This window comes from Micromonospora sp. U21, from assembly GCF_018070045.1.
In the GTDB taxonomy this organism is placed as follows: Bacteria; Actinomycetota; Actinomycetes; order Mycobacteriales; family Micromonosporaceae; genus Micromonospora.
In genome coordinates, this window is sequence record NZ_JAGPYK010000002.1 from 67,430 (window position 1) to 89,254 (window position 21,825).

Below are 21,825 nucleotides of genomic sequence, written 5' to 3' on the forward strand. Positions count from 1 at the left end.
GGTCACGAGCCGGCGGCGCCCCGCCGCGGGCTCGGTGCCGCGCCGGCGGTGCCCTGCACGGCCTGCGGGGCGGGGCCGGCGGTGTCGCGGCGGACCAGTTCGGCGGGGAGCACCTCGACCCGGGGCGCCGGCGCCTCCACCCCGAGCACCAGGGACATCGCGCGGACCCCCATGTCGACCAGGGGCAGCCGTATGGTGGTCAGCGCCGGGGTCACGTCCCGGGCGATGGGCATGTCGTCGAAGCCCAGCACGGAGACCCGCTGCGGCACGGCTAGCGAACGGGCCCGCAGGGTGGCGAGGGCGCCGATGGCCATCGAGTCGTTGAGTGCGGCGATCGCGGTCAGCTCCGGGTCGGCGTCGAGCAGTCGGGCGGTGGCCTCTGCGCCGCCGTCGCGGTCGAACTCGGCGTACCGGATTCGCCGCTCGGGCAGGTCGAGACCCTGCTCGGCGAGGGCTTGCCGGAGCCCGGCCAGCCGGTCGGTGGTGGTGGTGAGGATGCGCGGGCCGGCGACCACGCCGATCGCCCGGTGCCCCAGCTCGCACAGCTCCTGACCGGCCAGGTAGCCGCCGGCGCGGTTGTCCGGCATCACGGCGTCACCCGAGTGCTCGTGTCGGCCGATCACCGCGACCCGCCCACCGGTCGCCTCGTAGGCGGCGAGCTTCTCGTTGAGCTGTCGGGTGAACGTGTCGTCGTGGTAGCCGGAGCCGGCCAGGATCAGCGCCGCCACCTGGTGGCCGCGCAGCAGTTCCACGTACTCCAACTCGCGGTCCGGGTCGCGGTAGCTGTTGCAGATCATCAGCAGCCGGCCCTGGTCGGTGGCGACGCGTTGCAGCCCGCGGGTGATCTCGGCGAAGTACGGGTCGGAGACGTCGTGCACGATCACGCCGACCGCGCTGCGGTGCGAGCGGGCCAGCAATTGGGCGTGCGCGTTCGGCACGTACTGCAACTCGGCGACGGCCGCGAGCACCCGCTCGCGCAGCTCGTCGGTGACGGGCTTGCTGCTGCCGTTTATCACGCGGGAGGCGGTGGCGGGCGAGACGCCCGCGCGCCGCGCCACGTCGGACAGGGTCGCCATGGCCCGCCCCCTCGGTCTGTTGACGGCGTTTCGCCGTGCCGGCTAGCGTCACGGTACCGCAGAGAAAGCCCTTTCCCGCAGGGAGGCCCGGCCATGTCCGAACGCTTCGCGGTGCTTCAACTCGACGACCTTCCCACCAGACGCTGCTCCTGCGGCACCACCCGCCGGGGCTTCATCGCCGAGAGCGACGGCCAGGCCAGCGTGCACCTGCTTGAGGTGCAGGACGCGGTCACCCACCACCACCGGATCGCCACCGAGTACTACATCGTGCTGGCCGGTGAGGGCGAGGTCGAGCTGGACGGGGTACGCCACCCGGCCCGGCCGATGTCCGCGTTCCTGATCAAGCCGGGTTGCCGGCACCGGGCCATCGGCGACCTCACCGTGCTGCTGGTCTCGCTGCCGGCGGCGGACGACACCGACGAGTACTTCGATGCCTGACCGTTCGGCCCCGCTACCCGGCGGTATCGGGGTCTCCCGGCTGCGCGTCTACGACACCGTCGCGCCCGACGGCGTGGTCGGCGGCACCCCGCACGTGCACCTGTGCTGCACCGAGGGGTACGTGGTGACCGGCGGCGAGGGCGCGGTACAGACCCTCAGCGCGGCCGGCTACCGGGAGACCCCGCTGCGGCCGGGCGCGGTGGTCTGGTTCGAGCCGGGCACCGTGCACCGCTTGGTCAACGGTGGCGGACTGACCATCGTGGTGCTGATGCAGAACAGCGGCCTGCCCGAGGCCGGCGACGCGGTGCTCACCTTCCCGCCCGAGGTGCTGGCCGACCCGGCCGCGTACGTCGCCGCCGCGGCGCTGCCCGGCGGGGGAGCGCCGGGCTCCGACGTGACCGCCGCGTACCGCCGGCGGGATCTGGCGGTGACCGGCTTCCAGGCGCTGCGGGCCGGCGGGCCGACGGCGCTGGCCGCGTTCCACTCCGCCGCGCTGGCGCTGCGCCGGCCGCTGCTGGCGCGCTGGCGAGAGCGGTGGGCGGCCGGCGCGGGACGGGCCGCCGCCGGCACCGGTGAGCAGCTCGACGCCCTGGACCGGGGCGATCCCGGGCACCTGGGCGAGGCCGGGGTGTACGCGGTGGACGAGCCGGTCGAGCGGGGCCGGCTGGGCATGTGCGGCCTGCTCGACACCTATCCGGCCACCGTCTGACCATCCATTCGGGACGGTCCCGGGGCCGAGGCTGAGCTGGTCGCCCAGGCGGGGCAAACAGATCGAGGAAAGGCCTTGCCTGGCGCCGAGGGGCCGCCTACGCTCCAGGAAAGCGTTTGCCTGATACGCCGACCGGCCCGGTCCGCGGGTGTCGTGCCGGGCCCCGAGGAGGTTCCGCGTGACCGAGAACGCTCTGGACACGGCGGGCCAGCAGGCCGCCGCCGCGATGGCGGCCGGTGCACCCGCCGCATCGGCGGCGACCCCGTCGACCGAGGGCCCCGGACGGTCCACGGTGGCCGGTCCACCACCGGGCACCGGTGGCCACCCGCCACGACCGACGCTCGGCCGACGGGCGCTGGCCCTCGCCGACTCGCTCTGGCGTCCGGCACTGGTGCTGGCGGCGTTCTTCGCCGCCTGGTGGTTCGTCGCCGCCCGGGAATACGTGCCCAACTACCTGGTGCCCACGCCCGGCCAGGTCTGGACCACCATGACCGACCAGTGGTCCGAGCTGGCTCGGCACACCATGGTCACCCTCTACGAGACGGTCCTCGGCTTCGTGCTGGCCGCCGCGTTGGGGCTGGCCACCGCGGTCGCCATCGCCTACTCGCGCACCCTGGACAAGGCGCTCTACCCGATCGTCCTGTTCGCACAGGTCATCCCGAAGATCGCCATCGCCCCGCTGCTGGTGGTCTGGTTCGGTCTCGGCCTCACCCCGAAGATCATTCTGGCGGTGCTCATCGCGTTCTTCCCGGTGGTCATCTCCGGCGTGGCCGGGCTGCGCTCCACCGATCCGGAGCTGCTCGACCTCGCCGCCACGATGGGCGCCGGGCCGTGGCGCACCTTCCGCAAGATCCGTTTTCCGAACGCGCTGCCACACCTGATGGCCGGCCTCAAGGTGGCGGTCACCCTCGCGGTGGTCGGCGCCGTGGTCGGCGAGTTCGTCGGCGCCAGTGAAGGGCTCGGCTACGTCCTGTTGCTGGCCAACGGCAACCTCGACGCCCCGCTGCTGTTCGCCGACCTGATCCTGATGTCCGCCATCGGCATCGTCCTGTTCGTCCTGGTCGAGATCGCCGAGGCACTGCTCATTCCGTGGCACGCCAGCCGCCGGGCCGGCGTGTCCCTCACCACCTCCTGACCGACCCCATCACGGAGGCACCGATGAAACGCACCGCCACCACCATCCTGACCACCGCCGCCCTACTCCTCGCCGCGACCGGCTGCGGTGGGGACGACCCCGCCGGCAGCACCAACGCCGACGGCAGCAAGCAGGTCACCCTCACCCTGAACTGGGTGCCATACGGCGAGCACGCGCCCTTCTACTACGGTCTGCAGAAGGGTTACTACTCCGCCGAGGGCATCGACCTGAAGATCCTGCCCGGCAACGGCTCGGGCAACACCGTCAAGCAGGTCGCCCAGAAGCAGACCGACTTCGGCTGGGCGGACAGCCCGGTACTGCTCAAGTCCGTGGCCACCGGGATGCCGGTGCGCAGCCTCGGCGCGTACCTGGAGAAGGGACCCTCCTCGGTGGAGTTCTTCACCGAGGAGAACATCAAGACGCCGGCCGACCTCAAGGGCAAGACCGTCGGCGGCACCCCCGGCGACGCCCTCTACGCGACCTTCCCGGCCTGGCTGGAGAAGAACGGCCTCAAGAAGGACGACGTCAAGGTGGTCAACGTCGACGCCGCCGGCAAGATCGCCGCCCTGGCCGAGGGCAGGGTCGACGCCATCATGGGCTTCTTCCACGATCAGGCGCCCACCATCGAGAGCAAGACCGGCAAGAAGGTCGACGTGCTGCTCTTCGCCGACTACGGGATGAATCTGCTAGGCACGGGTCTGATCGCCAACACCCAGACCCTGGAGAAGGACCCGGAGCTGGCCCGCAAGTTCGTCCGGGCCACCCAGAAGTCCTGGGCCGAGGCCGCGCGTGATCCGGCCGGCGCGGTGAGCGCGATGGCAGCCCTGGCCGAGAACGAGCCGGCGCCCGAGGTGCTCACCAAGCAGCTCACCCTCAACCTGCCGCTGATCGGCCCGGAAGGCCCGCCCGGGGTGAACACCGAGGCCCAGTGGACCGAGACCATCGACCTGATGTCCCGCTACGCGGAGCTGAAGAACCCGGGCGCGCCCAACGCGTACTGGGACGCCTCGTACGCGGCCCAGGGGTGACCCGGTGACCGCCGCGCCGGCACAGGCCGGCACCGCCATCGGGATGTCCGGGCTGACCGTCCGGTTCAGCTCCCGGCGGTCGCAGACCACCGCGCTGGACGACGTGTCGCTGGACATCCAGCCGGGCGAGTTCGTCACCATCGTCGGTCCGTCCGGCTGCGGCAAGTCCACGCTGCTGAAGATCGTCGCCGGGCTGGTCCGGCCGACCAGCGGCGAGGTGTCGCTGCTGGGCCGCCCGGTCCGCGGCCCGCAGAAGGAGATCGGCTTCGTCTTCCAGAAGGCCGCGCTGCTGGAGTGGCGCGGCGCCCGGGCCAACATCCTGCTCCAAGCCGAGATGCGCGGCATGGACCGGGCGCAGGCGGCCCGCCGGGCGGACGAGCTGATCGAGATGACCGGCCTGACCGGCTTCGAGAAGGCGCTGCCGCACGAGCTCTCCGGCGGAATGCAGCAGCGGGTGGCGCTCTGCCGCGCGCTGCTGCACTCCCCGCCGGTGCTGCTCATGGACGAGCCGTTCGGTGCCCTGGACGCGCTGACCCGGGAGCAGATGAACGCCGAGCTGCACCGGATCTGGCGGGAGACCGGCACCACGGTGGTGCTGGTGACCCACTCCATCGCCGAGGCGGTCTTCCTCGGCACCCGGGTCGTGGTGATGAGTCCCCGGCCCGGCCGGATCATCCGCACCTTCCCGGTCGAGCTGCCGGCGCACCGCGACTACGCGCAGGTGATGTCGGATCCCCGCTTCGACCGGCTCGCCACCGACCTGCGCGGGTTGCTCGGCAGCGCGGCCGCCAACCACTGAGCCTGCATCGGCACGACCAGCACGACGGAAGGAACATCATGACCCGCAGGTCGATCGGCATCATCGTCAACGGCGTGACCGGAAGGATGGGCTACCGGCAGCACCTCGTCCGCTCGCTGCTGGCCATCCGCGAGTCCGGCGGCGTGACGTTGGCCGACGGCACGACCATCTGGCCGGAACCGGTCCTGGTTGGGCGCAACGAGACGAAGCTCCGCGAACTCGCCGAGCGACACGGGCTGACCGACTGGACCACCGACCTGACCTCGGCGCTGGCCCGTGACGACGTCGAGATCTACTTCGACGCCCAGGTCACTCAGCAGCGGGAGAAGGCGATCCGGCAGGCGATCGAGGCCGGCAAGCACATCTACACCGAGAAGCCGCTGGCCGAGGACACCGCCGGCGCGCTCGACCTGGCCCGGGCCGCCGACGCCGCCGGGGTACGCACCGGCGTGGTGCAGGACAAGCTCTTCCTGCCCGGGCTGCGCAAGCTCAAGCGGCTCATCGACGGCGGCTTCTTCGGCCGGATCCTCTCGGTGCGCGGCGAGTTCGGCTACTGGGTCTTCGAGGGCGACTGGCAGCCGGCCCAGCGTCCGTCCTGGAACTACCGGGCCGAGGACGGCGGCGGCATCGTGGTCGACATGTTCCCGCACTGGCACTACGTGCTGGAGGAGCTGTTCGGCCGGGTGGCCGCCGTCTCCTGCGTGACCGCCACCCATGTTCCCGAGCGGATCGACGAGGACGGTCGCACCTACCCCGCCACCGCCGACGACGCCGCGTACGGCATCTTCGAGCTCGACGGCGGGGTGATCGCCCAGCTCAACTCGTCCTGGTGCGTGCGGGTGTTCCGCGACGAGCTGGTGGAGTTCCAGGTCGACGGCACGGAGGGCAGCGCCGTGGCGGGGCTGCGCCGCTGCCGGGCGCAGCACCGGGCGGTCACCCCGAAGCCCGTGTGGAACCCGGACCTGCCGGTCACCGAGGACTTCCGGGCACAGTGGACCGAGGTGCCCGACAACGAGGAGTTCGACAACGGCTTCAAGGTGCAGTGGGAGGCGTTCCTGCGGCACGCGGTGGCCGGTGAGCCGTTCCGCTGGAACTTCCTGGCCGGCGCACGCGGCGTACAGCTCGCCGAACTGGGACTGCGCTCGGCCCGCGAGGGCGTCCGCGTCGAGGTGCCGGAGCTGAACTCATGACTGCGGAGGTGGTGCTGCCCGGCAGGCGGCGGCACCGGCTGGCCGGGGGGAGCGGGTTCCCCCGCCCGGCCGCCCCGGCCACCAGCCGGATCGCGTACGCGGCCGCGCACGTGGTGGCCGATCCCGGCGCGGAGAACGTGCCGGGCGCGCCGGCGGCGGTGGACTGGGACACCACGCTGGCCTTCCGGCAGCACCTCTGGTCGTACGGGTTGGGGGTCGCCGAGGCGATGGACACCGCCCAGCGGGGGATGGGGCTGGACTACCCGGCCACCCGGGAACTCATCCGACGCAGCGCCGCCGAGGCCCGCGCGGTGGGCGGACGGATCGTCGCCGGGGTGGGCACCGACCAGCTGCCGACCGGCCCGGCCACCCTGGCCGAGGTCAGCGCGGCGTACCGGGAGCAGCTCGACGACGTGCGGGCGGCCGGCGCCCGGCCGGTGCTGATGTGCAGCCGGCACCTGGCCGCCGCGGCCCGCGGCCCGGAGGACTACCTGCGGGTGTACGACGACCTGCTGACCGCCGCCGAGGAGCCGGTGGTGCTGCACTGGTTGGGCCCGATGTTCGACCCGGCGCTGACCGGTTACTGGGGTGCGGTCGACCTGGACCTGGCCGCCGACACGGTGGTTGAGCTGATCAAGGCGCACCAGTCCAGGGTGGACGGGATCAAGGTGTCTCTGCTGGACGCCGACCGGGAGGTCGCGTTGCGCCGCCGCCTGCCGGCCGGGGTACGCCTCTACACCGGTGACGACTTCCACTACCCCGAGCTAATCCGCGGTGACGAGGTGGGTCACTCCGACGCGCTGCTCGGGGTGTTCGCGGCCATTGCGCCGGCCGCCGCCGCCGCGCTGGCCGCCCTGGACCGGGGGGACCTGACGGCGTACGACGAGATCTTCGGGCCCACCGTGCCGCTGGCCCGGCACCTGTTCGCGGCGCCGACCTGGCACTACAAGACGGGGATCGTGTTCCTGGCCTGGCTGGCCGGGCACCAGGACCACTTCACGATGGTCGCTGGCGCGCAGTCCGGCCGGTCCCCGGCGCACCTGGCCACCCTGCTCACCCTGGCCGACGCCGCCGGGCTGCTGCCCGACGCCGACCTGGCCGCCGCCCGCGCCCGAGCCTTCTTCACGGTGGCGGGGGTGGAGCAGTGAGCCTCGCGCGGTTCTCGTTCAACCAGGCCACCGCCCAGCGCTGGCCGCTGCCCGAGGTGGTGGTCGGGTGCGTGGCGGCCGGTGTGCCGGGCATCGGCCTGTGGCGGGAACCGGTGGCCGAGTACGGGCTGGCCCGCTCGGCGAAACTGGTCCGCGACGCCGGCCTCGCCGTCACATCGCTGTGCCGGGGCGGGTTCTTCTCCGCCGACGACTGGCGCGCGGAGAACCTGCGGGCCATCGAGGAGGCCGCCGTCCTCGGCGCCCCGGAGCTGGTGCTGGTCTCCGGTGGGCTGCCGGCCGGCAGCCGGGACATCGACGGTGCACGGCGTCGGGTCGCCGACGCCATCGGCGAGCTGGCCCCGCACGCCGAGGCCGCCGGGGTACGGCTGGCCATCGAGCCGCTGCACCCGATGTTCGCCGCCGACCGGTGCGTGATCGCCACCCTCGGCCAGGCGCTGGACATCGCCGAGCGGTTCGACCCGGCGGTGGTCGGCGTGGTCGTCGACGCGTACCACGTCTGGTGGGACGACACGGTGTACGCGCAGATCGCGCGGGCCGCCGCCCGGATCGCCGCGTTCCAGGTTTGCGACTGGGTGACCCCGCTGCCCGAAGGGGTGCTGCTCGGCCGGGCGTTGCCCGGGGACGGCTGCATCGAGCTGCGTCGGCTGCGCGAGGCGGTGGACGCGGCCGGCTACGTCGGCCCGATCGAGGTGGAGGTCTTCTCCGCCGAGGTGTGGGCGCGTCCGGGCGCGGAGGTGCTCGACGCGGCGATCGCCGGCTACCTGCGCCACGTTGCCTGACGTCCCCGAACGGCGGTGGCCGGCGGCGGTCGGCGCCTGGCTGGGCATCGGCACCGCACCCGCCACCCTGGTGCTCGGCGCGGCGATGGCGGCCCGACACGGTGGCGCGGTGCCGGTGGCCGGGCTGCTGGTCGGCGGGGTGCTGATGGCGGCTCTGCTCTGGGGGCAGGGCCGGATCGGGCTGCGCCGACCGCTCGGCGACGGCGGGACGTTGACGGCGGTGCTGCCCGCGTACCTGGGGGACACCTCGCGGCTGCTGCTGGCGGCGGTGCTGGCCGTGTCGATGGTCGGTTGGAACGGGTTCAACGTCGGGCTCGGCGGGGCCTCGCTGGCCGCGCTGACCCACCTGCCGGGCTGGGCCGGGCCGGTGCTGCTGGAGGTGGCGGTCCTCGCCGTCTCCTGGGCGCCGGCCCGGCTCGGCAACCGTGTCGCGGTGCTCACCACGCTCAGCGCGGTGGTGCTGGTCGGATGGTGCCTGACCGCTCTGCCGCCGCCGGGCGCTCCCGTCCGCGTCGCCGCCGGTGGGCTCGCCGACGCCGCCGCGTTGATCGGCTACGCGGCGGTCTTCGCGCTGCGCGCGCCGGACTTCAGTGTCGGCCTGGCCCGGCGGCGGGACCTGGTCTGGTGCGTGGGACTGCTGATCGGGCCGGCGCTGCTCGGGGTGCTCGCCGGTGCCGGCCTGTGGCTGCGGACCGGTTCGGCTGACGTGGTCGCGCTGCTCGCCACCGGATCAGGGCTGGCCGGGTACGCGAATCTGTTTGTCGCCGTGGCGGTGTTCGCCGCCGCGCTGACCACCACGTACTCCGGGGCGCTGGCGATGCGCGGCCTGGCGCCGCGGGTGCCGGCCCGCGCGGCCATGCTCGCGATCGCGGTGCTCGGCGGGGTGCTGGCGGTGGCGCGCTTCGACCGCCTCGTGCTGCCCTGGCTGACCCTGCTGGCCGCTGCGCTGCCGGTGCTGGTGGTGCCGATGGCCGCGGAAGCCGCCGCTCGTCGGCGCGGTCGTGCGCCGCGAACCGTGCCGGCCTGGTGCTGGGTGCCGCCGGCGCTGCTCGCGGTCGCCTGCACCCTCGCCGGCGTGGGCGTCGCCCCGCTGCTCGGGCTGGTCCTCGCCGGGATGCTCACCCTGCTCTGGTGGCGTCGGCGCTGACGCAGAACCCTTCGTGTGTCGGGGTTGCCGGCTGATCCGGTCCAGTCGTGCGCCCTTTGCTCTGCTTCAACGGGCGCAACGAAAAGGTGCTGTCACTGTTGCGCCGAGTGAAGCAAAGCAAAGGGCGCGCACGGCACGGACGCGCGAGCACTGCGGTTTGTGCGGGCCGGGCCACGGTCCGCCGTGCCGGTGGCGGGCGGGATCAATCCCGCCCGCCACCGGCAGGCGGTCAGCTGACCGTGATGGTCAGGTTGGCCGAGCGGGTCTCCCCACTGGTGTAGGTGACCGTCACCCGGGCGGTGAAGGTCCCCCTGCGGGGGTAGCTGTGGCCGGTCGACCGCAGCGTCGCGCCGTGCGTGACGGCGGTGTTGTCGCCGAAGTCCCACGCGTAGTCGGTGATGCTCTGCCCGGATGGCGCCGTCGCGGTGGCGGTCAGGGTGCTGGTCAGCGGCGCGGTGCCGCTGCGGGGGCTGGCCGCGAGGGAGAGCGTACCGCCGGGCTCCTGCTTGACGCCGGCCCCGTTGAACCGCAGCCAGTCCAGGGCGAGCAGGTCCGGGGTGCCGTTGACCTGGGCGGCGTTGACGAACTTCGCGTAGAGGGTGGTGGTGCCGGCGGGCTTGTTGGTCAGCGTGACGGTGGGGGAGACCAGGTTGTCCCAGCCGCCGGTCGAGCCGATGGTGGCCCTGCCGATCAGCGTGCCGGTGGGTGAGCCGGTCCGCAGCTCGATGTCACCGCCGACCCCACCGTTGGTCATCCCGAGCGTCACCGAGCCGATGTTGCGCAGGTCCACCGGCCCGTACGCCGCCCAGTCGTTGTGGTCGACGTCGCCGAGCCGCTTGCCGGCGCGGGCGGTTGGCCGGTCGTTCACCGTGATGCCGGACTGGGCGGTGAGGTGCTCGGCCTCCTTGCTCTTGGGCTGCAACTGCGCCCGGGTCGAGCCGGTCAGAGTCGGTACGCCGCCGGCCGCGCCGCCGTCGGTGTACTGCGCGGTGACCACCGTGTAGAGGTTCTGTCCGGGTCCGTGCCCGTCACCGGCGTCCGCCTCGGTGGCCAGCAGCCCCGAGCAGCCGGTGTACACGTCCAGAGGGTGGGCGTGCGAGTCGTGGCCGAGTTGGGTCTGCACGGTCACCTTCGCGCAGTCGATGGTGGCGTCCTCCGGATCGGTGACCGTCACCGTGTACGGGATCTTGTCGCCGAAGTCGAAGAAGCCTCCGTCGGGGACCGTGATGGTCACCGTGGGCCGGGTGTTGCCGACCACCACGTCGGTGACCGCGCTGGCGGTCAATCCGTTGCCGCTGTTGCGCACGGTCAGCCGGGCGGTGAACTTCCCGGCCGACGGGTAGGTGTGGCTCGGGTTGGCGGCGGTGGAGTCGGTGCTGCCGTCGTTGGTGAAGTCCCACGCGTAGCTGAGCGCGGAGCCGTCGCCGGCGGCCGATCCGGCCGAGGAGAACGCCACCGTCAGCGGCGGTCGTCCACTGTCCGGATTGGAGGCGATCTTGGCGGTCGGCGGCCGACCGTTCGCCACGTAGTCGATCCGGTAGATGCCGGCGCCGGCGTTGCTGCCGCCCCGACCGCTGCCGGTGCCCTCGCCGAAGTCGATGACGTAGAGCGAGCCGTCCGGGCCGAACTCCGCCTCGAAGGGCTGGGTCCAGCTCATGTTGCCGAAGATCCCGTTGATCGACTGGAGGTGGCCCACGGCGGTGGGGCCGAAGCGCGCGTTGGTGAACGTCTGTGCCGTCCTGTGGATCGACAGCGTCTTGAACCACTTGCGGGTGAACTCGTAGGTGATCCACTTGCCGTCGAAGTACTCCGGGAACTTCGTGGTGCGGGTGTTGGCCGGGTCGTGGTCGTAGACCGGGCCGCTCATCGGCCCGCCACCGCCGGTGCCCACCTCCGGGAACTGGCTGGAGGCGGAGTACGCGTACCAGACCAGCGCCGACTTCGCCGCCGGCAGGGTCGTCAGGCCGGTGTTGTTGGGGGAGTTGTTCACCGGCGCGGCGCAGTTGAACTTCGCCCCGGGGGTGCTGGTGGCGAAGTTGTAGTCGTTGAACGGGATGTTGTTGCCCACGCAGTACGGCCAGCCGTAGTTGCCGGCGGCGGTGATCCGGTTGAACTCGACCGTCCCCTCCGGGCCGCGGTTGGGATCGGTGGCGCGGGCGTCCGGCCCGTAGTCGCCGACCAGCAGCGCGTTGGTGTGCGGGTCGATGGTGACCCGGAACGGGTTGCGCATGCCCATCGCGTAGATCTCCGGGCGGGTCCGCGCGGTGCCGGCGGGGAACAGGTTGCCGCTCGGGACGGTGTACGTGCCGTCGGCCTGCGGGGTGATCCGCAGGATCTTGCCGCGCAGGTCGTTGGTGTTGCCGGCGGTGCCCTGGGCGTCCCAGGCGGCCCGGCCGGCCTGCTCGTCGATCGGCGTGTACCCGCTGGAGGCGAACGGGTCGGTGTTGTCGCCGATGGCGGCGTAGAGCCGCCCGGCGGCGTCCATGGTCAGCGAGCCGCCCATGTGCGAGTTGGCCCGGCCCACCCCGCGGAAGGTGGGGATGGCCAGCAGCCGCTTCTCCGACGAGAGCGCGACGCTGTTGTTGGCGACCGTGAAGCGGGACAGGTTGAGCTGTTTGAGGGTCTTGTCCGACCAGAGCAGGTAGATCCAGCCGTTGCTGGCGAAGTTGCGGTCCAGGGTCATTCCGAGCAGCCCGTCGGACTGGTCGGTCATCGCCGAGGTGTAGGCGAGGTCCAGCAGCGTGGTGACCTGGAGGGTGTCCTGGTTGACGACCTTTAGCGCGCCGGTGCGCTGGATGTAGTAGACCTTGCGGTCGGGGGCGACGGCCAGCTCGAACGGGTCGGCGAGGTTCTCGGTGACCAGCCCCACCCGCTCGAAGTTGCCGGTCTCGGTGGCCGAGCAGTCGCCGGCGACCGCGCCGGCCGCCCACTCGATGCCGTAGCGCAGGTGCTCCAGGAAGGCCGGCTCGCTGAACCGGGAGCTGGCGTGCCCGCCGGCGGTGAACCAGGACCGGCCGCCGTCGTAGCGCTGACACCAGGAGTACGCGTGGTCGACGCCCTCGTCCAGCCCGCTGATCCCGTCGCGCACCTTGATCTGCGCGAGCGTGTGCACGTTGCCGGTCGGGTTGGTCCGCCAGTTGTACCACTCCTCGCTCTGCTCCCACAGCTCCGGCAGGTTCCGCGTCGAGGGGTGCGCCCGGTCGAGCACCTTCACCCGGCCGGGATAGGTACCGCCGGTGGCGGAGAAGTCGGGGTGGAAGTCGAAGATCGTGCCGACCAGGCCCTCGTACCAAGGCCAGTCGCGTTCGCTGGCTGAGGCGGCGTGCAGGCCGGCCCAGCCACCGCCGTTGCGGATGAAGGTCTGCAACGCCGCCCGGTGGCTGGCGTTGAGCAGGTCACCGGAGGCCGGGGTGGAGTTGGTGTTGTTGAACACCAGGGCGTCGAAGGTGGCGAGGTTGGCGTCGGTGAAGGCCGCCGCGTCGGTGGTGGCCACGACCTCGAAGTTGTGGGCGGTGCCGAGCTGCTGGATCGCGGCGATGCCGGCCGGGATCGAGTCGTGGTAGAAGTTCGTGATCTTGGAGAAGACCAGCACCCGGAAGCGGGGGGCGGCCTCGGCGGGCAGGGCGGTGGTCGTGCTCAGGACGGTGGCGACGGCGAGCAGGGCGAGGCAGAACGCGCGCAGGATTTTGGGCATAGGGGCGCTCCCTGTCGGACGGCGAGGGTCGGAAAGCGCTTTCTTCGCTGCCCGCGTCACGGTACTGACAGCCAGTGATGACCGTCAATAGGCGCAAGGTAAGCGTTTTCCTGTCCCGTCCGTCCGGATCCCTCCAGCGCCGTCAGCCCAGCGGCACCTGCGCCGGCCGGTCGCCGTCCCCGGTGGAGCCGGCACCCCCGGGTGCGGTGATCGGGGCCGTGGTGATCCGGCTGGGCAGCACCGGCGCGTCCCGGCCCGTGCCCCGGTGCCCGTCGCCGCCGGTGGACTGCTCGTGGTAGTCCTGCTCCACGTTGACCGACCAGACGTCGTGCGTGCTGCCGGTGGCGATGTTCTCCGCGGTGAGCATGGCGGTCAGCATCGAGTGGTCCTGGTTGTTGTAGCGGTGCATGCCGTTGCGCCCCACCGGGTGCACGTTCGGCACCTCCTCGGCCAGCCAGGCCCGGATCACGTCGACGTTGTGCTGGTAGCGCTCGTCGTACACCGGGTACGCCTTCGGCATCCGCACCACGTAGCCGGCCTCCACCACGCCGGGCCGGGCCAACCCCAGCCGCTCCAGCTCGGCGGTGGCCAGCGCCACCAGGTCGGCGTCGGGGGTACGCCACATCTCGTCGTCCTCGAAGACGAAGTACTCCAGGCCCAGACAGGTGCGACCGTCCTTGACCAGGTACGGCGACCAGGAACCGAAGTTCTGGATCCGGCCCACCCGCACTCCCGGGTCGTGCACGTAGATCCAGTTGTCCGGGAAGGAGAACTCGGCCGGCACCACCAGCGCGACGGTCAGGAAGTCCCGGTAGCGCAGGTCGGCGGCGCAGGCCAGCACCTCCGGCGGCGGCGCCGGGCGCAGCGCGGCCACCAGCTCCGAGATCGGCATCGACGAGACCACGTGGTCGGCCGGTTCGGTGCGCTGCCCGCCCACCCCGTTGACGGTCACGCTGATCGCCCGCCGCCGCGCCGGGTCCCGGTGCACCGCGGTGACCCAGGTGCCGGTCGACAGGTCTCCGCCACGGTGGCGCACCTGCTCGGCGCACCGCTCCCACATCATCCCCGGCCCGTACTTCGGGTACTGGAACTGCTCGATCAGGCTGGTCACGTCCGTGCGGTACCGCCGGGGCAGCACCGCGTTGCGGATCGCCTTCGCCAGCGACAGGTTCTTGATCCGCTGCGCCGCCCAGTCGGCCTGCAGCCGATCGGCCGGCATCCCCCAGACCTTCTCGGTGTACGTCTTGAAGAAGATCGAGTACAGCCGCCAGCCGAACCGGGCCGACACCCAGCCCTCGAAGTGCGACTGGTCCCGGGGCGGACGCAACCGGGCCCGGGCGTACGAGCCCAGGCAGCGGGTCGCCTCCGGCAGCCCCAGGTTGCGCAGCGCGTTCGCCGCGCTGAGCGGGTAGTTGAACAGCGCCCCCCGGTAGAAGATCCGGCTCATCCGGGGCCGGGTCAGGAAGTCCTCGTCCGGCAGGATCTCGTGCCAGAACGCCTCCACCCGGGGCACCTTGGTGAAGAACCGGTGCCCGCCGATGTCGAACCGCCACCCGTCGCGCTCCACGGTCCGGCTGATCCCGCCGACCACCTCGTCGGCCTCGAAGACCGTGACCGGCAGGCCGTGCCGGAGCAGCTCGTACGCCGCCGTGAGACCTGCCGGTCCCGCACCGATGACCACCGTGCTGTGCTGCTCGCTCATGCCGCCGCGCTCCCTGCTCACCGCTGTGGTTGAGGCGCGGCGCGTACCCGTTCTGCGGCGGACTTCACCCCCGCGGCGGTGCCGGTATGTGACGGTTTCGGCTCCGGCGGGGCGCGCGGCGGCGTACAACGGGAAGGGCGGCGCCCCCGCGCGGAGGGTGGGCCGGGGCGGACCGGGGGAGCGGGCGGATGCGCCGGTGGCGGAGCGGCCGGGGGCGCGCGACGGCGCTCGCCGCCCGGCTGGCCGCTGCGGCCCGGTCCGGCGCAGGGCTGGCCCGCCGGGTGCCGGCGCCCTGGCCGTACCTGCTCGGCCTGTTCCTCGGCGCGAAGCTGCTGCTCACCCTGGTCGGGCTCCTGGTCCTGCACGCCTGGGACGGCATCCCCGGCGCGCCGCCGGCCGACGAGACGTTGATGTGGACGCAGCAGCGGGAGGTCTCCGGGCACCGGTGGGTCTCCTTCTGGTTCGCCTGGGACGCGCTGCTCTACCTGCGGCTGAGCGAACTGCCGCTGACCGGGCCGTGGCGGGACTTCGGCTTCCCGCTGCTCTACCCGTTCCTGGCCCGGCCGGTCGGCGCGCTGCTCGGCGGCGACAACGCGCTGGCCCTGCTGCTGATCAGCAACGTCGCCTTCCTGCTGGCCCTCTGGTACGGCTGTCGACTGGCCGAGCTGCTGCTCGGCGACCCGGACGCGGCCCGCCGGTTCACCCGCTACCTGGTGCTGCTGCCGACCGCGTTCCTGTTCCAGGCCGCGCTGACCGAGTCGCTCTTCGTCTGCCTCGCGCTGGCCGCGTTCTACCACGCGGAGCGCCGCCAGTGGCTGCTGGTCGGCGTGCTCGGCTACTTCCTGGCGATGAGCCGCTCGGTCGGCTTCGTCGTCGCGCTGCCACTGGCGCTGGTGCTGCTGCGCCAGCACGACTGGCGGCTCGGCCCACGCGCTCTGCTCGGGTACCTGCGGATCGGCTGGCCGTTGCTGCTGCTGCCCGCCGGCTGGTTCACCTTCATGGCGTTCTGCCGGTGGCGGGGCGGGGACTGGTTCGCCTACCAGCACGCCCAGCAGACTGGGTGGGGGATCAGGGTGCAGAACCCGGTGCCGGTGCTGCTGGGCGGACTGGCCGGAGAGCCACGCGACGCCGCCCGGGTCTGGTTCGCCGTGGCCGTGCTGGCCGTGCTCGTCGCCGGGTTCCGCCGCCGCGAGCTGGCCTACCTGGTATACGGCGTGCTCATGGTGCTGGTGCCGCTGTCGATGGGCCCGCCGGTCTACAAGAGCCTGCTGCGCTACCTGCTCGCCGCCTTCCCGGTCGCCCTGGTGCTGGCCCGCTGGGCACGCCGCGCCACCGTCGACGTGTGGCTGACCGCGGCTCTCGCCCTGGTCCAGGGTGCGCTGTTCGTGCTCTGGCTCAGCTACTGGACCCACATGATCATTTGAGCGCGCCCCGGGCGGCCTGAGCGCCGGCGTGACCCGCCCCGCGCTGGGTCCGGCCGGCGGGCCTGTGCGAACCTGCTACCCGACGTCCCGACCCGCACCCCGTGGAGGCCCGGTGTTCGCCCTGCCGTTGACCGAGGAGGTCGAGCTGCGCCCGCTGGACCCGTGGCGGGCCGAGGAGTTCCTCGCCAATCTGGACCGGGCCCGGGAGCACATCCAGCCCTGGGTGTCGCCGTCCTTCGTCGCCACCGACCTGCCCTCGGCCCGGGCGGTGCTCCAGCGGTACGCGGAGCGCTGGGCCCGTGACGCCGGCGGCATCTGGGGCCTGTGGTGGCGCGGCACGCTGGTCGGTGGGGTCATGTTCGTGTCGTTCGACGCCGCGCTGGGTGTCTGCGAGGTGGGCTGCTGGGTGGAGCCCGCGGCGCAGGGGCGCGGCATGGTCGCGCCGGCGGTCCGCCGGATCGTCGACTGGGCGGTACGCGAGCGCGGCATCCAGCGGGTGGAGTGGCGCACCAACGCCGACAACGCCCGCAGCATCGCGCTCGCCCGCCGTCTCGGCCTGCGTCACGACGGCACGCTCCGCCAGGTCTACCCGGGTCCGCACGGGCGGATCGACCTCGAGGTCTGGTCGGTGCTGGCCGACGAGTGGCTGGCCGGGCGGGCCGCCCCGCGGCCCACCGTCCACTGACGAAGGCGGGTTCTGTCGTACCCGGGCGGCACCATGCATCCATGGCCGTCCCCGCGCTCACCCCGCACCCCGACCCGCCGCGCTCCGTGCCGCTGCGCGAGGCGCGCACCCGGTTCAGCCAGCTCGTGGCGCTGGCCGAGCTGACCGACGTGGTCACCGTCGTCACCCGCGACGGCGACCACCGCCCGGTCGCCGCGATCGTCCCGGCCGCCGCTGCCCGCAGTGGCGCACAGGCCCGCGCCGACGCCGACCGGCTCGCCGCGGTCACCGCCGGTTGGGCCCGTCGCCTCGACGAGCAGCACCGGCGCAGCAGTCACCGGCACGCCGCCGAGCTGGGTGCCGTGCGCGCGGCGCTGGCCGAGGTGTGGGCCGAGCTGGACCGACGCGTCGTTCCGGGCAGCGACCCGGCGCTGGCTCGGCTACGGGCCGCGCACGCAGACCTGCTCGCCGGCTGACCCGGTGCTGGCCGGCGGCCCACCGCGCATACCGACCTGCGTCGTCGGCTGATCGCGGCCGGGCCGAGGGTCGGGGTCAGCCGGTGGCCGGGTAGGCGTGCGTCTCGGTCGCCTTGACCGCCACCCAGACCCGCTGGCCGGGGATCAGCCGCAGCTGGGCGGCGGCGGCCGGGGTGACGTCCGCGGCCACCCCGATCGGCCCGTCCAGCTGCACCCGCACGTTGTCGCCGTGCCGCTGGACGCCGGCCACGGTGCCCGCCCAGGTGTTGCGCGGGCTGCCTTCCGGCCGGGCGGGGTGCAGGGCCACGGCCGCCGGGCGGAACGCGACGAACGCCTCGCCGTTCAGCCGGTCGGCGACGGTGAGGGTCAGCTCCGGCGCGACCCGCACGCCGTGCCCCTCCGCCCGCCCCCGATAGAGGTTCAGCCCGACCAGCCGGGCCACGTAGTCGGTGCGCGGCCGGGCCGTGACACTCGGGCCGTCGCCCTCCTGGACCACCCGCCCACCCTCCACGATGACGAGTCGGTCGGCCAGCGCCAGCGCGTCCAGCGGGTCGTGGGTGACCAGCACCGTCGCGCCCTGGTGCGCGGACAGGTGGCGGTGCAGCTCCGCGCGGGTGTCCAACCGGGTGCGGGCGTCCAGCGCGGCGAGTGGCTCGTCCAGGAGCAGCAGCGACGGCTCGACGGCCAGTGCCCGGGCCAGCGCCACCCGCTGCGCCTGCCCGCCGGAGAGCTGCCGGGGCCGGCGGTGCGCCTGCCCGGCCAGCCCCACCCGGCCGAGCCAGTCCCGGGCCGTGGCCCGCGCCGCCCGCCGGTCGATGCCGTGCCGGCGCGGGCCGAAGGCCACGTTGTCCAGGGCACTCAGGTGCGGAAAGAGCAGGTAGTCCTGGAAGACCACGCCGATGGGCCGGCGTTCGGTGGGCACCCAGCCCCGGCTCGCCGGCCGGTCCAGGTCGACGCCGTCGAGGGTGACGTGCCCTGCGGTGAGCGGGTGCAGCCCGGCCAGCGCGCGCAGCGCGGTGGTCTTGCCGGCACCGTTGGGCCCGAGGAGCGCGACCACCTCGCCGGGCGCGACCCGCAACGGCACCTCGAGCCGGAAGGCGTCCCGGTCGACGACGAGCCGGGCGTCGAGCAGCGGCGCGGTCATGGGCCGGTGATCCAGCGGTCACGCAGCGCGGCCAGGATGCCCACCGAGACGGTGAGCAGCACCAGGCTGAGCACGATCGCGGACTCCAGGTCGGTCTCCAACGCCAGGTAGACGGCGAGCGGCATGGTCTGCGTCCGGCCCGGATAGTTGCCGGCGAAGGTGATGGTGGCGCCGAACTCGCCGAGCGCCCGGGCCCAGCAGAGCACCGCGCCGGCGGCCAAACCCGGCGCCACCAGCGGCAGCGTGACGTGGGTGAAGGTGGTCCACCGGCCGGCGCCCAGCGTCGCGGCGGCCTCCTCGTAGCGGTGGTCGGCGGCCCGCAGCGCACCCTCCACGGCGATGACCAGGAACGGCATGGCGACGAACGACTCGGCCAGCACCACGCCCGCGGTGGTGAACGGCAGGGTGACGCCGAACGTGGCGTCGAGCCACCCGCCGATCAGACCGCGCCGGCCGAAGACCAGCAGCAGCGCCACCCCGCCGACCACCGGCGGCAGCACCAGCGGCACGGTGACCAGGGCGCGGACCAGCCGTCGGCCGGGGAACTCGACCCGGGCCAGCAGCCAGGCCAGTGGCACCCCGAGCAGCAGGCAGAGCACGGTGGCCAGGGTCGCGGTCTGCACCGACAGTCGCAGCGCGGTCAGCGCCCCCGGCTCGGTGAGCCGCTGCGGCAACGTCGTCCACGGTGCCCGGACGACCAGCCCGGCCAGCGGCAGGACGAGGAAGAGCAGCCCCATCCCGGCCGGGATCAGCAGCGCTGCCGGCACCCGGCCGCGCCGCCGGGGCGCGGCGGCGTCGAGGACCCGGCTCACAGGCCCTGGAACCCGGCCTCGGCGAGGACCGCCTGCGCCGGCGCCGAGCGGACGTACGCGACGAAGGCCGGCGCGCCCGCCCGGTTCGGTGCGTCCTTGAGCGCCACGATCGGGTAGTCGTTGACCGCCCGCGCCGACTCGGGGAACTCGACGCCGGTCACGTCGGCGGTCGCCGCGCGCGCGTCCGTGCGGTAGACCAGAGACGCGTCGACCTCGCCCAGCTTCACCTTGGCCAGCGCGCCCTTGACGTCCTGCTCCAGGGTGACCGGCGTCAACGCGACCCCGGCCGCGTCCAGCGCGGACCGGGCAGCCGTGCCGCAGGGCACCTGGTCGGCGCAGAGCGCCACCTTCACGCCCGGCCGGGTCAGGTCGGCCAGCCCGGTCACCCCCGCCGGGTTGCCCCGGGGCACCGCGATCACCAGCTGATTGCGGGCGAAGGTTGCCGGCGTGCCGTCGGCGTCGCCGGCCTCGGTCACCGTGGTCATGTTCCGCGCAGCGGCGGAGGCGAACACGTCCGCCGGCGCGCCCTGGTTGATCTGGTTGGCCAGGGCCGAGCTGCCCGCGAAGTTGAACGTCACGGTGCTGCCCGGGTACGCGGCCTCGAAGTCCCTGCCGATACGGGTGAACGACTCGGTCAGTGAGGCGGCGGCGAACACGGTCACCGTGCCGTTGACCCGGCCGTCCCCGCTGCCGCCCGGCGCCGGGTCGTCGCCCCCGCCGCAGCCGGCCACCGCCAGCCCGGCCAACGCCACCAGCGCGGCCAGCGCCGTGCGCCTCGCCCGCGCGCTCATCCGCCCGACCTTCCCCTGGCCGGCGCGGCGGGAGCGGCCCGCTCCACGACGACCGTGGTCGACTTGATCACCGCCACGGCCACCGAGCCGACCCGCAGGTCCAGCTCGTCGACCGCCTCCCGGCTCATCAGCGACACGATCCGGAACGGGCCCGCCTGGATGTCGACCTGGGCCATCACGGCGTCCTTGCGCACGTCGACGACGATGCCGCGCAGCCGGTTACGGGCGGAGGAGCGCTCGGCGCCCGCGGCCGGGTCGGCGGCCTGGGCGCGGGCGAAACCCGCCAGGTCGGCGCCGTCGATGACCCGATGGCCGTGCTCGTCGCGCCCGGCGGCCAGGCGCCCGGCGTCCACCCAGCGGCGCATCGTGTCGGCGCTCACCCCGAGGAGGTCGGCCGCCTCGCCGATCCGGAACATCGTCACCGGCTCACCTTAGCGGGCGCATCTGCGAGTGCGAAAGCCCGCAAGAGCCAGGTTCTGCGTACCCCTCGGGGTTGTTCAGACCGCAATTGCGGGACATCTGGTGGCGCTGCGCCCCGGCCGTCACGCCCCGCAGTGCCGGTGGACCCGCCGGCGCGGCCGACGGGTCCACCGGGCGCGCTCAGCAGTTGCGCAGCTCGGGCGACTGGTTGAGCAACTGACCACGCGGCGAGACGAAGCGGCGGTAGGCCGGCCCGTCCACCGCCGCCGGGCGGAAGGCCGCCACCCGGTGGCAGTTCTGGAATGCGAGCCGAACCCCGAAGTGCCGCTCCAGGCCGGCGCGGATCGCGTCGCTGGCCAGTGCCCGGAGCAGTTGCCCCCGGTCGGCGTCGGTCGGCGGGGGCACGACGTTGTCGGCGCGGTCGGATCCGCTGGATTCCAGTTCGGCGACCACCCGGCTGACGGTGGCCCAGGCGTACGGCAGTGAGTCGCGGACGCAGGCGACGAAGGCGTCGTCGTCGACGGGGCCGCGTTCGGCGGCATCGAGCAGGGCGGGCGGGACGGTGAGCGACATGGTTCTCCTCCACTTCAAGCCAATGAACACCGTTTCCATTAACGGTGCCGACTGAGCACACCACGTCCTCTGGACGACGTCAACGATGTCCGGGCGCGCCGCCCCGCATACCGCGCCACCGGGAGGGCGGCCAGATGGGGTCAGACCCGGCGGGGGTGGCCCTTGAGGTGGCGGCCCAGCTCGCGGGCCATCTCCCGGTTGGCGTCCCGCTCGGCCAGCGCCTGCCGCTTGTCGTACGAGCGCTTGCCCCGGGCCAGGGCCAGCTCGACCTTGGCCCAGCCGTTGTCGAAGTACATCGACAGCGGCACCAGGGTCACCCCACCCTCGCGGACCTTCTCCAGGATCCGGTCGATCTCGGCCCGGCGCAGCAGCAGCTTGCGGGTGCGCCGGGGGGTGTGGTTGGTCCAGCTGCCGTAGCCGTACTCGGCGATGTGCAGGCCGTACAGCATCAGCTCGCCGTCGCGCTCGTGGGCGAACGCGTCCGCCAGCGACGCCCGCCCCTCGCGCAACGACTTCACCTCGGTGCCGACCAGCACGATGCCCGCCTCGTACGTGCGGAGCACGGTGTACTCGTGCCGGGCCTTCTTGTTCGAGGCGATGAGCCGGCGCTCGGGCTGCCTGGACGCGGTCACCCGACGACGATATCCGGCCGCCC

The 21,825-nt window shown here is 73.1% G+C and carries 21 protein-coding genes; 12 read left to right on the forward strand and 9 right to left on the reverse strand.

The window, feature by feature from the left end:
* Positions 1 to 2 precede the first annotated feature (2 nt).
* Positions 3 to 1,076 carry a LacI family DNA-binding transcriptional regulator gene (locus KBX63_RS03040; protein WP_247661613.1) on the reverse strand — a complete coding sequence of 358 codons (1,074 nt, stop codon included), beginning with the start codon at positions 1,074 to 1,076 and terminating at the stop codon, positions 3 to 5.
* A 93-nt stretch (positions 1,077 to 1,169) separates the two neighbouring features.
* Between KBX63_RS03040 and KBX63_RS03045 the strand changes: the two genes are divergently transcribed.
* The 9 genes from KBX63_RS03045 to KBX63_RS03085 all read left to right on the forward strand — a co-directional run bounded on the left by KBX63_RS03045 (position 1,170) and on the right by KBX63_RS03085 (position 9,470).
* Positions 1,170 to 1,514, forward strand: a complete 345-nt coding sequence (locus KBX63_RS03045) for a cupin domain-containing protein (protein WP_210907801.1) — start codon at positions 1,170 to 1,172, stop codon at positions 1,512 to 1,514.
* The gene (locus KBX63_RS03050) at positions 1,507 to 2,223 is read left to right on the forward strand and encodes a cupin domain-containing protein (RefSeq protein ID WP_210907803.1); all 717 of its coding nucleotides are present in this window, start codon (positions 1,507 to 1,509) and stop codon (positions 2,221 to 2,223) included. The genes KBX63_RS03045 and KBX63_RS03050 overlap by 8 nt, the downstream gene beginning before the upstream one ends.
* 178 nt (positions 2,224 to 2,401) lie before the next feature.
* Positions 2,402 to 3,358 carry an ABC transporter permease gene (locus KBX63_RS03055; protein ID WP_210907805.1) on the forward strand — a complete coding sequence of 319 codons (957 nt, stop codon included), beginning with the start codon at positions 2,402 to 2,404 and terminating at the stop codon, positions 3,356 to 3,358.
* 23 nt (positions 3,359 to 3,381) lie between these two features.
* Positions 3,382 to 4,386 carry an ABC transporter substrate-binding protein gene (locus KBX63_RS03060; protein ID WP_210907807.1) on the forward strand — a complete coding sequence of 335 codons (1,005 nt, stop codon included), beginning with the start codon at positions 3,382 to 3,384 and terminating at the stop codon, positions 4,384 to 4,386.
* Positions 4,387 to 4,429: 43 nt separating this feature from the next.
* Entirely contained in the window at positions 4,430 to 5,185 is a 756-nt protein-coding gene (locus KBX63_RS03065) for an ABC transporter ATP-binding protein (RefSeq protein ID WP_247661659.1), read from the forward strand.
* A gap of 38 nt (positions 5,186 to 5,223) precedes the next feature.
* Positions 5,224 to 6,375 carry a Gfo/Idh/MocA family protein gene (locus KBX63_RS03070; RefSeq protein WP_210907811.1) on the forward strand — a complete coding sequence of 384 codons (1,152 nt, stop codon included), beginning with the start codon at positions 5,224 to 5,226 and terminating at the stop codon, positions 6,373 to 6,375.
* Entirely contained in the window at positions 6,372 to 7,523 is a 1,152-nt protein-coding gene (locus tag KBX63_RS03075) for a dihydrodipicolinate synthase family protein (RefSeq protein WP_210907818.1), read from the forward strand. Before KBX63_RS03070 ends, KBX63_RS03075 begins: the two co-directional genes overlap by 4 nt.
* Positions 7,520 to 8,323, forward strand: a complete 804-nt coding sequence (locus KBX63_RS03080) for a sugar phosphate isomerase/epimerase (protein ID WP_210907820.1) — start codon at positions 7,520 to 7,522, stop codon at positions 8,321 to 8,323. The genes KBX63_RS03075 and KBX63_RS03080 overlap by 4 nt, the downstream gene beginning before the upstream one ends.
* Positions 8,316 to 9,470, forward strand: coding sequence for a hypothetical protein (locus tag KBX63_RS03085; protein ID WP_210907822.1), 1,155 nt, complete (start codon positions 8,316 to 8,318; stop codon positions 9,468 to 9,470). Before KBX63_RS03080 ends, KBX63_RS03085 begins: the two co-directional genes overlap by 8 nt.
* Positions 9,471 to 9,699: 229 nt before the next feature.
* Here the strand turns inward: KBX63_RS03085 and KBX63_RS03090 are convergent, their stop codons facing one another.
* Together KBX63_RS03090 and KBX63_RS03095 are read right to left on the reverse strand one after the other, a co-directional pair.
* Positions 9,700 to 13,164: a ThuA domain-containing protein gene (locus KBX63_RS03090; protein ID WP_210907834.1), complete on the reverse strand. Its 3,465-nt coding sequence runs from the start codon at positions 13,162 to 13,164 to the stop codon at positions 9,700 to 9,702.
* A 142-nt stretch (positions 13,165 to 13,306) separates the two neighbouring features.
* On the reverse strand, positions 13,307 to 14,866 hold the full coding sequence (locus KBX63_RS03095; protein ID WP_210907836.1) for an NAD(P)/FAD-dependent oxidoreductase: 1,560 nt from the start codon (positions 14,864 to 14,866) through the stop codon (positions 13,307 to 13,309).
* A 188-nt stretch (positions 14,867 to 15,054) separates the two neighbouring features.
* Between KBX63_RS03095 and KBX63_RS03100 the strand changes: the two genes are divergently transcribed.
* The 3 genes from KBX63_RS03100 (at position 15,055) to KBX63_RS03110 (ending at position 17,430) form a co-directional block, all read left to right on the forward strand.
* Positions 15,055 to 16,290: a hypothetical protein gene (locus tag KBX63_RS03100; RefSeq protein WP_247661614.1), complete on the forward strand. Its 1,236-nt coding sequence runs from the start codon at positions 15,055 to 15,057 to the stop codon at positions 16,288 to 16,290.
* A gap of 112 nt (positions 16,291 to 16,402) precedes the next feature.
* On the forward strand, positions 16,403 to 16,975 hold the full coding sequence (locus KBX63_RS03105) for a GNAT family N-acetyltransferase (RefSeq protein WP_210907838.1): 573 nt from the start codon (positions 16,403 to 16,405) through the stop codon (positions 16,973 to 16,975).
* A 41-nt stretch (positions 16,976 to 17,016) separates the two neighbouring features.
* Positions 17,017 to 17,430, forward strand: a complete 414-nt coding sequence (locus tag KBX63_RS03110; RefSeq protein ID WP_210907840.1) for a type II toxin-antitoxin system Phd/YefM family antitoxin — start codon at positions 17,017 to 17,019, stop codon at positions 17,428 to 17,430.
* 76 nt (positions 17,431 to 17,506) lie between these two features.
* Here the strand turns inward: KBX63_RS03110 and KBX63_RS03115 are convergent, their stop codons facing one another.
* The 6 genes from KBX63_RS03115 to smpB all read right to left on the reverse strand — a co-directional run bounded on the left by KBX63_RS03115 (position 17,507) and on the right by smpB (position 21,802).
* A complete protein-coding gene (locus KBX63_RS03115; RefSeq protein ID WP_210907842.1) occupies positions 17,507 to 18,574 on the reverse strand; it encodes an ABC transporter ATP-binding protein in 1,068 nt (355 codons plus the stop codon).
* The gene (locus KBX63_RS03120) at positions 18,571 to 19,311 is read right to left on the reverse strand and encodes an ABC transporter permease (protein WP_210908522.1); all 741 of its coding nucleotides are present in this window, start codon (positions 19,309 to 19,311) and stop codon (positions 18,571 to 18,573) included. The genes KBX63_RS03115 and KBX63_RS03120 overlap by 4 nt, the downstream gene beginning before the upstream one ends.
* A gap of 71 nt (positions 19,312 to 19,382) precedes the next feature.
* Positions 19,383 to 20,177, reverse strand: coding sequence for a molybdate ABC transporter substrate-binding protein (gene modA, locus KBX63_RS03125; protein ID WP_210907844.1), 795 nt, complete (start codon positions 20,175 to 20,177; stop codon positions 19,383 to 19,385).
* A complete protein-coding gene (locus KBX63_RS03130; protein WP_210907846.1) occupies positions 20,174 to 20,599 on the reverse strand; it encodes a molybdopterin-binding protein in 426 nt (141 codons plus the stop codon). The genes modA and KBX63_RS03130 overlap by 4 nt, the downstream gene beginning before the upstream one ends.
* A 178-nt stretch (positions 20,600 to 20,777) precedes the next feature.
* Entirely contained in the window at positions 20,778 to 21,170 is a 393-nt protein-coding gene (locus KBX63_RS03135; RefSeq protein WP_210907848.1) for an SCO5389 family protein, read from the reverse strand.
* A 140-nt stretch (positions 21,171 to 21,310) separates the two neighbouring features.
* The gene (smpB, locus tag KBX63_RS03140) at positions 21,311 to 21,802 is read right to left on the reverse strand and encodes an SsrA-binding protein SmpB (RefSeq protein WP_210907856.1); all 492 of its coding nucleotides are present in this window, start codon (positions 21,800 to 21,802) and stop codon (positions 21,311 to 21,313) included.
* Between the last annotated feature and the right edge of the window lie 23 nt (positions 21,803 to 21,825).

What these genes read in the sequence shown, in the direction of transcription:
- KBX63_RS03040 (WP_247661613.1), bottom strand. Translation starts at nt 1,076, where the DNA reads ATGGCGACCCTGTCCGACGTGGCGCGGCGCGCGGGCGTCTCGCCCGCC.
- KBX63_RS03045 (WP_210907801.1), top strand. Translation starts at nt 1,170, where the DNA reads ATGTCCGAACGCTTCGCGGTGCTTCAACTCGACGACCTTCCCACCAGA.
- KBX63_RS03050 (WP_210907803.1), top strand. Translation starts at nt 1,507, where the DNA reads ATGCCTGACCGTTCGGCCCCGCTACCCGGCGGTATCGGGGTCTCCCGG.
- KBX63_RS03060 (WP_210907807.1), top strand. Translation starts at nt 3,382, where the DNA reads ATGAAACGCACCGCCACCACCATCCTGACCACCGCCGCCCTACTCCTC.
- KBX63_RS03065 (WP_247661659.1), top strand. Translation starts at nt 4,430, where the DNA reads ATGTCCGGGCTGACCGTCCGGTTCAGCTCCCGGCGGTCGCAGACCACC.
- KBX63_RS03070 (WP_210907811.1), top strand. Translation starts at nt 5,224, where the DNA reads ATGACCCGCAGGTCGATCGGCATCATCGTCAACGGCGTGACCGGAAGG.
- KBX63_RS03075 (WP_210907818.1), top strand. Translation starts at nt 6,372, where the DNA reads ATGACTGCGGAGGTGGTGCTGCCCGGCAGGCGGCGGCACCGGCTGGCC.
- KBX63_RS03090 (WP_210907834.1), bottom strand. Translation starts at nt 13,164, where the DNA reads ATGCCCAAAATCCTGCGCGCGTTCTGCCTCGCCCTGCTCGCCGTCGCC.
- KBX63_RS03095 (WP_210907836.1), bottom strand. Translation starts at nt 14,866, where the DNA reads ATGAGCGAGCAGCACAGCACGGTGGTCATCGGTGCGGGACCGGCAGGT.
- KBX63_RS03100 (WP_247661614.1), top strand. Translation starts at nt 15,055, where the DNA reads ATGCGCCGGTGGCGGAGCGGCCGGGGGCGCGCGACGGCGCTCGCCGCC.
- KBX63_RS03110 (WP_210907840.1), top strand. Translation starts at nt 17,017, where the DNA reads ATGGCCGTCCCCGCGCTCACCCCGCACCCCGACCCGCCGCGCTCCGTG.
- KBX63_RS03115 (WP_210907842.1), bottom strand. Translation starts at nt 18,574, where the DNA reads ATGACCGCGCCGCTGCTCGACGCCCGGCTCGTCGTCGACCGGGACGCC.
- KBX63_RS03120 (WP_210908522.1), bottom strand. Translation starts at nt 19,311, where the DNA reads ATGGGGCTGCTCTTCCTCGTCCTGCCGCTGGCCGGGCTGGTCGTCCGG.
- modA (WP_210907844.1), bottom strand. Translation starts at nt 20,177, where the DNA reads ATGAGCGCGCGGGCGAGGCGCACGGCGCTGGCCGCGCTGGTGGCGTTG.
- KBX63_RS03135 (WP_210907848.1), bottom strand. Translation starts at nt 21,170, where the DNA reads ATGTCGCTCACCGTCCCGCCCGCCCTGCTCGATGCCGCCGAACGCGGC.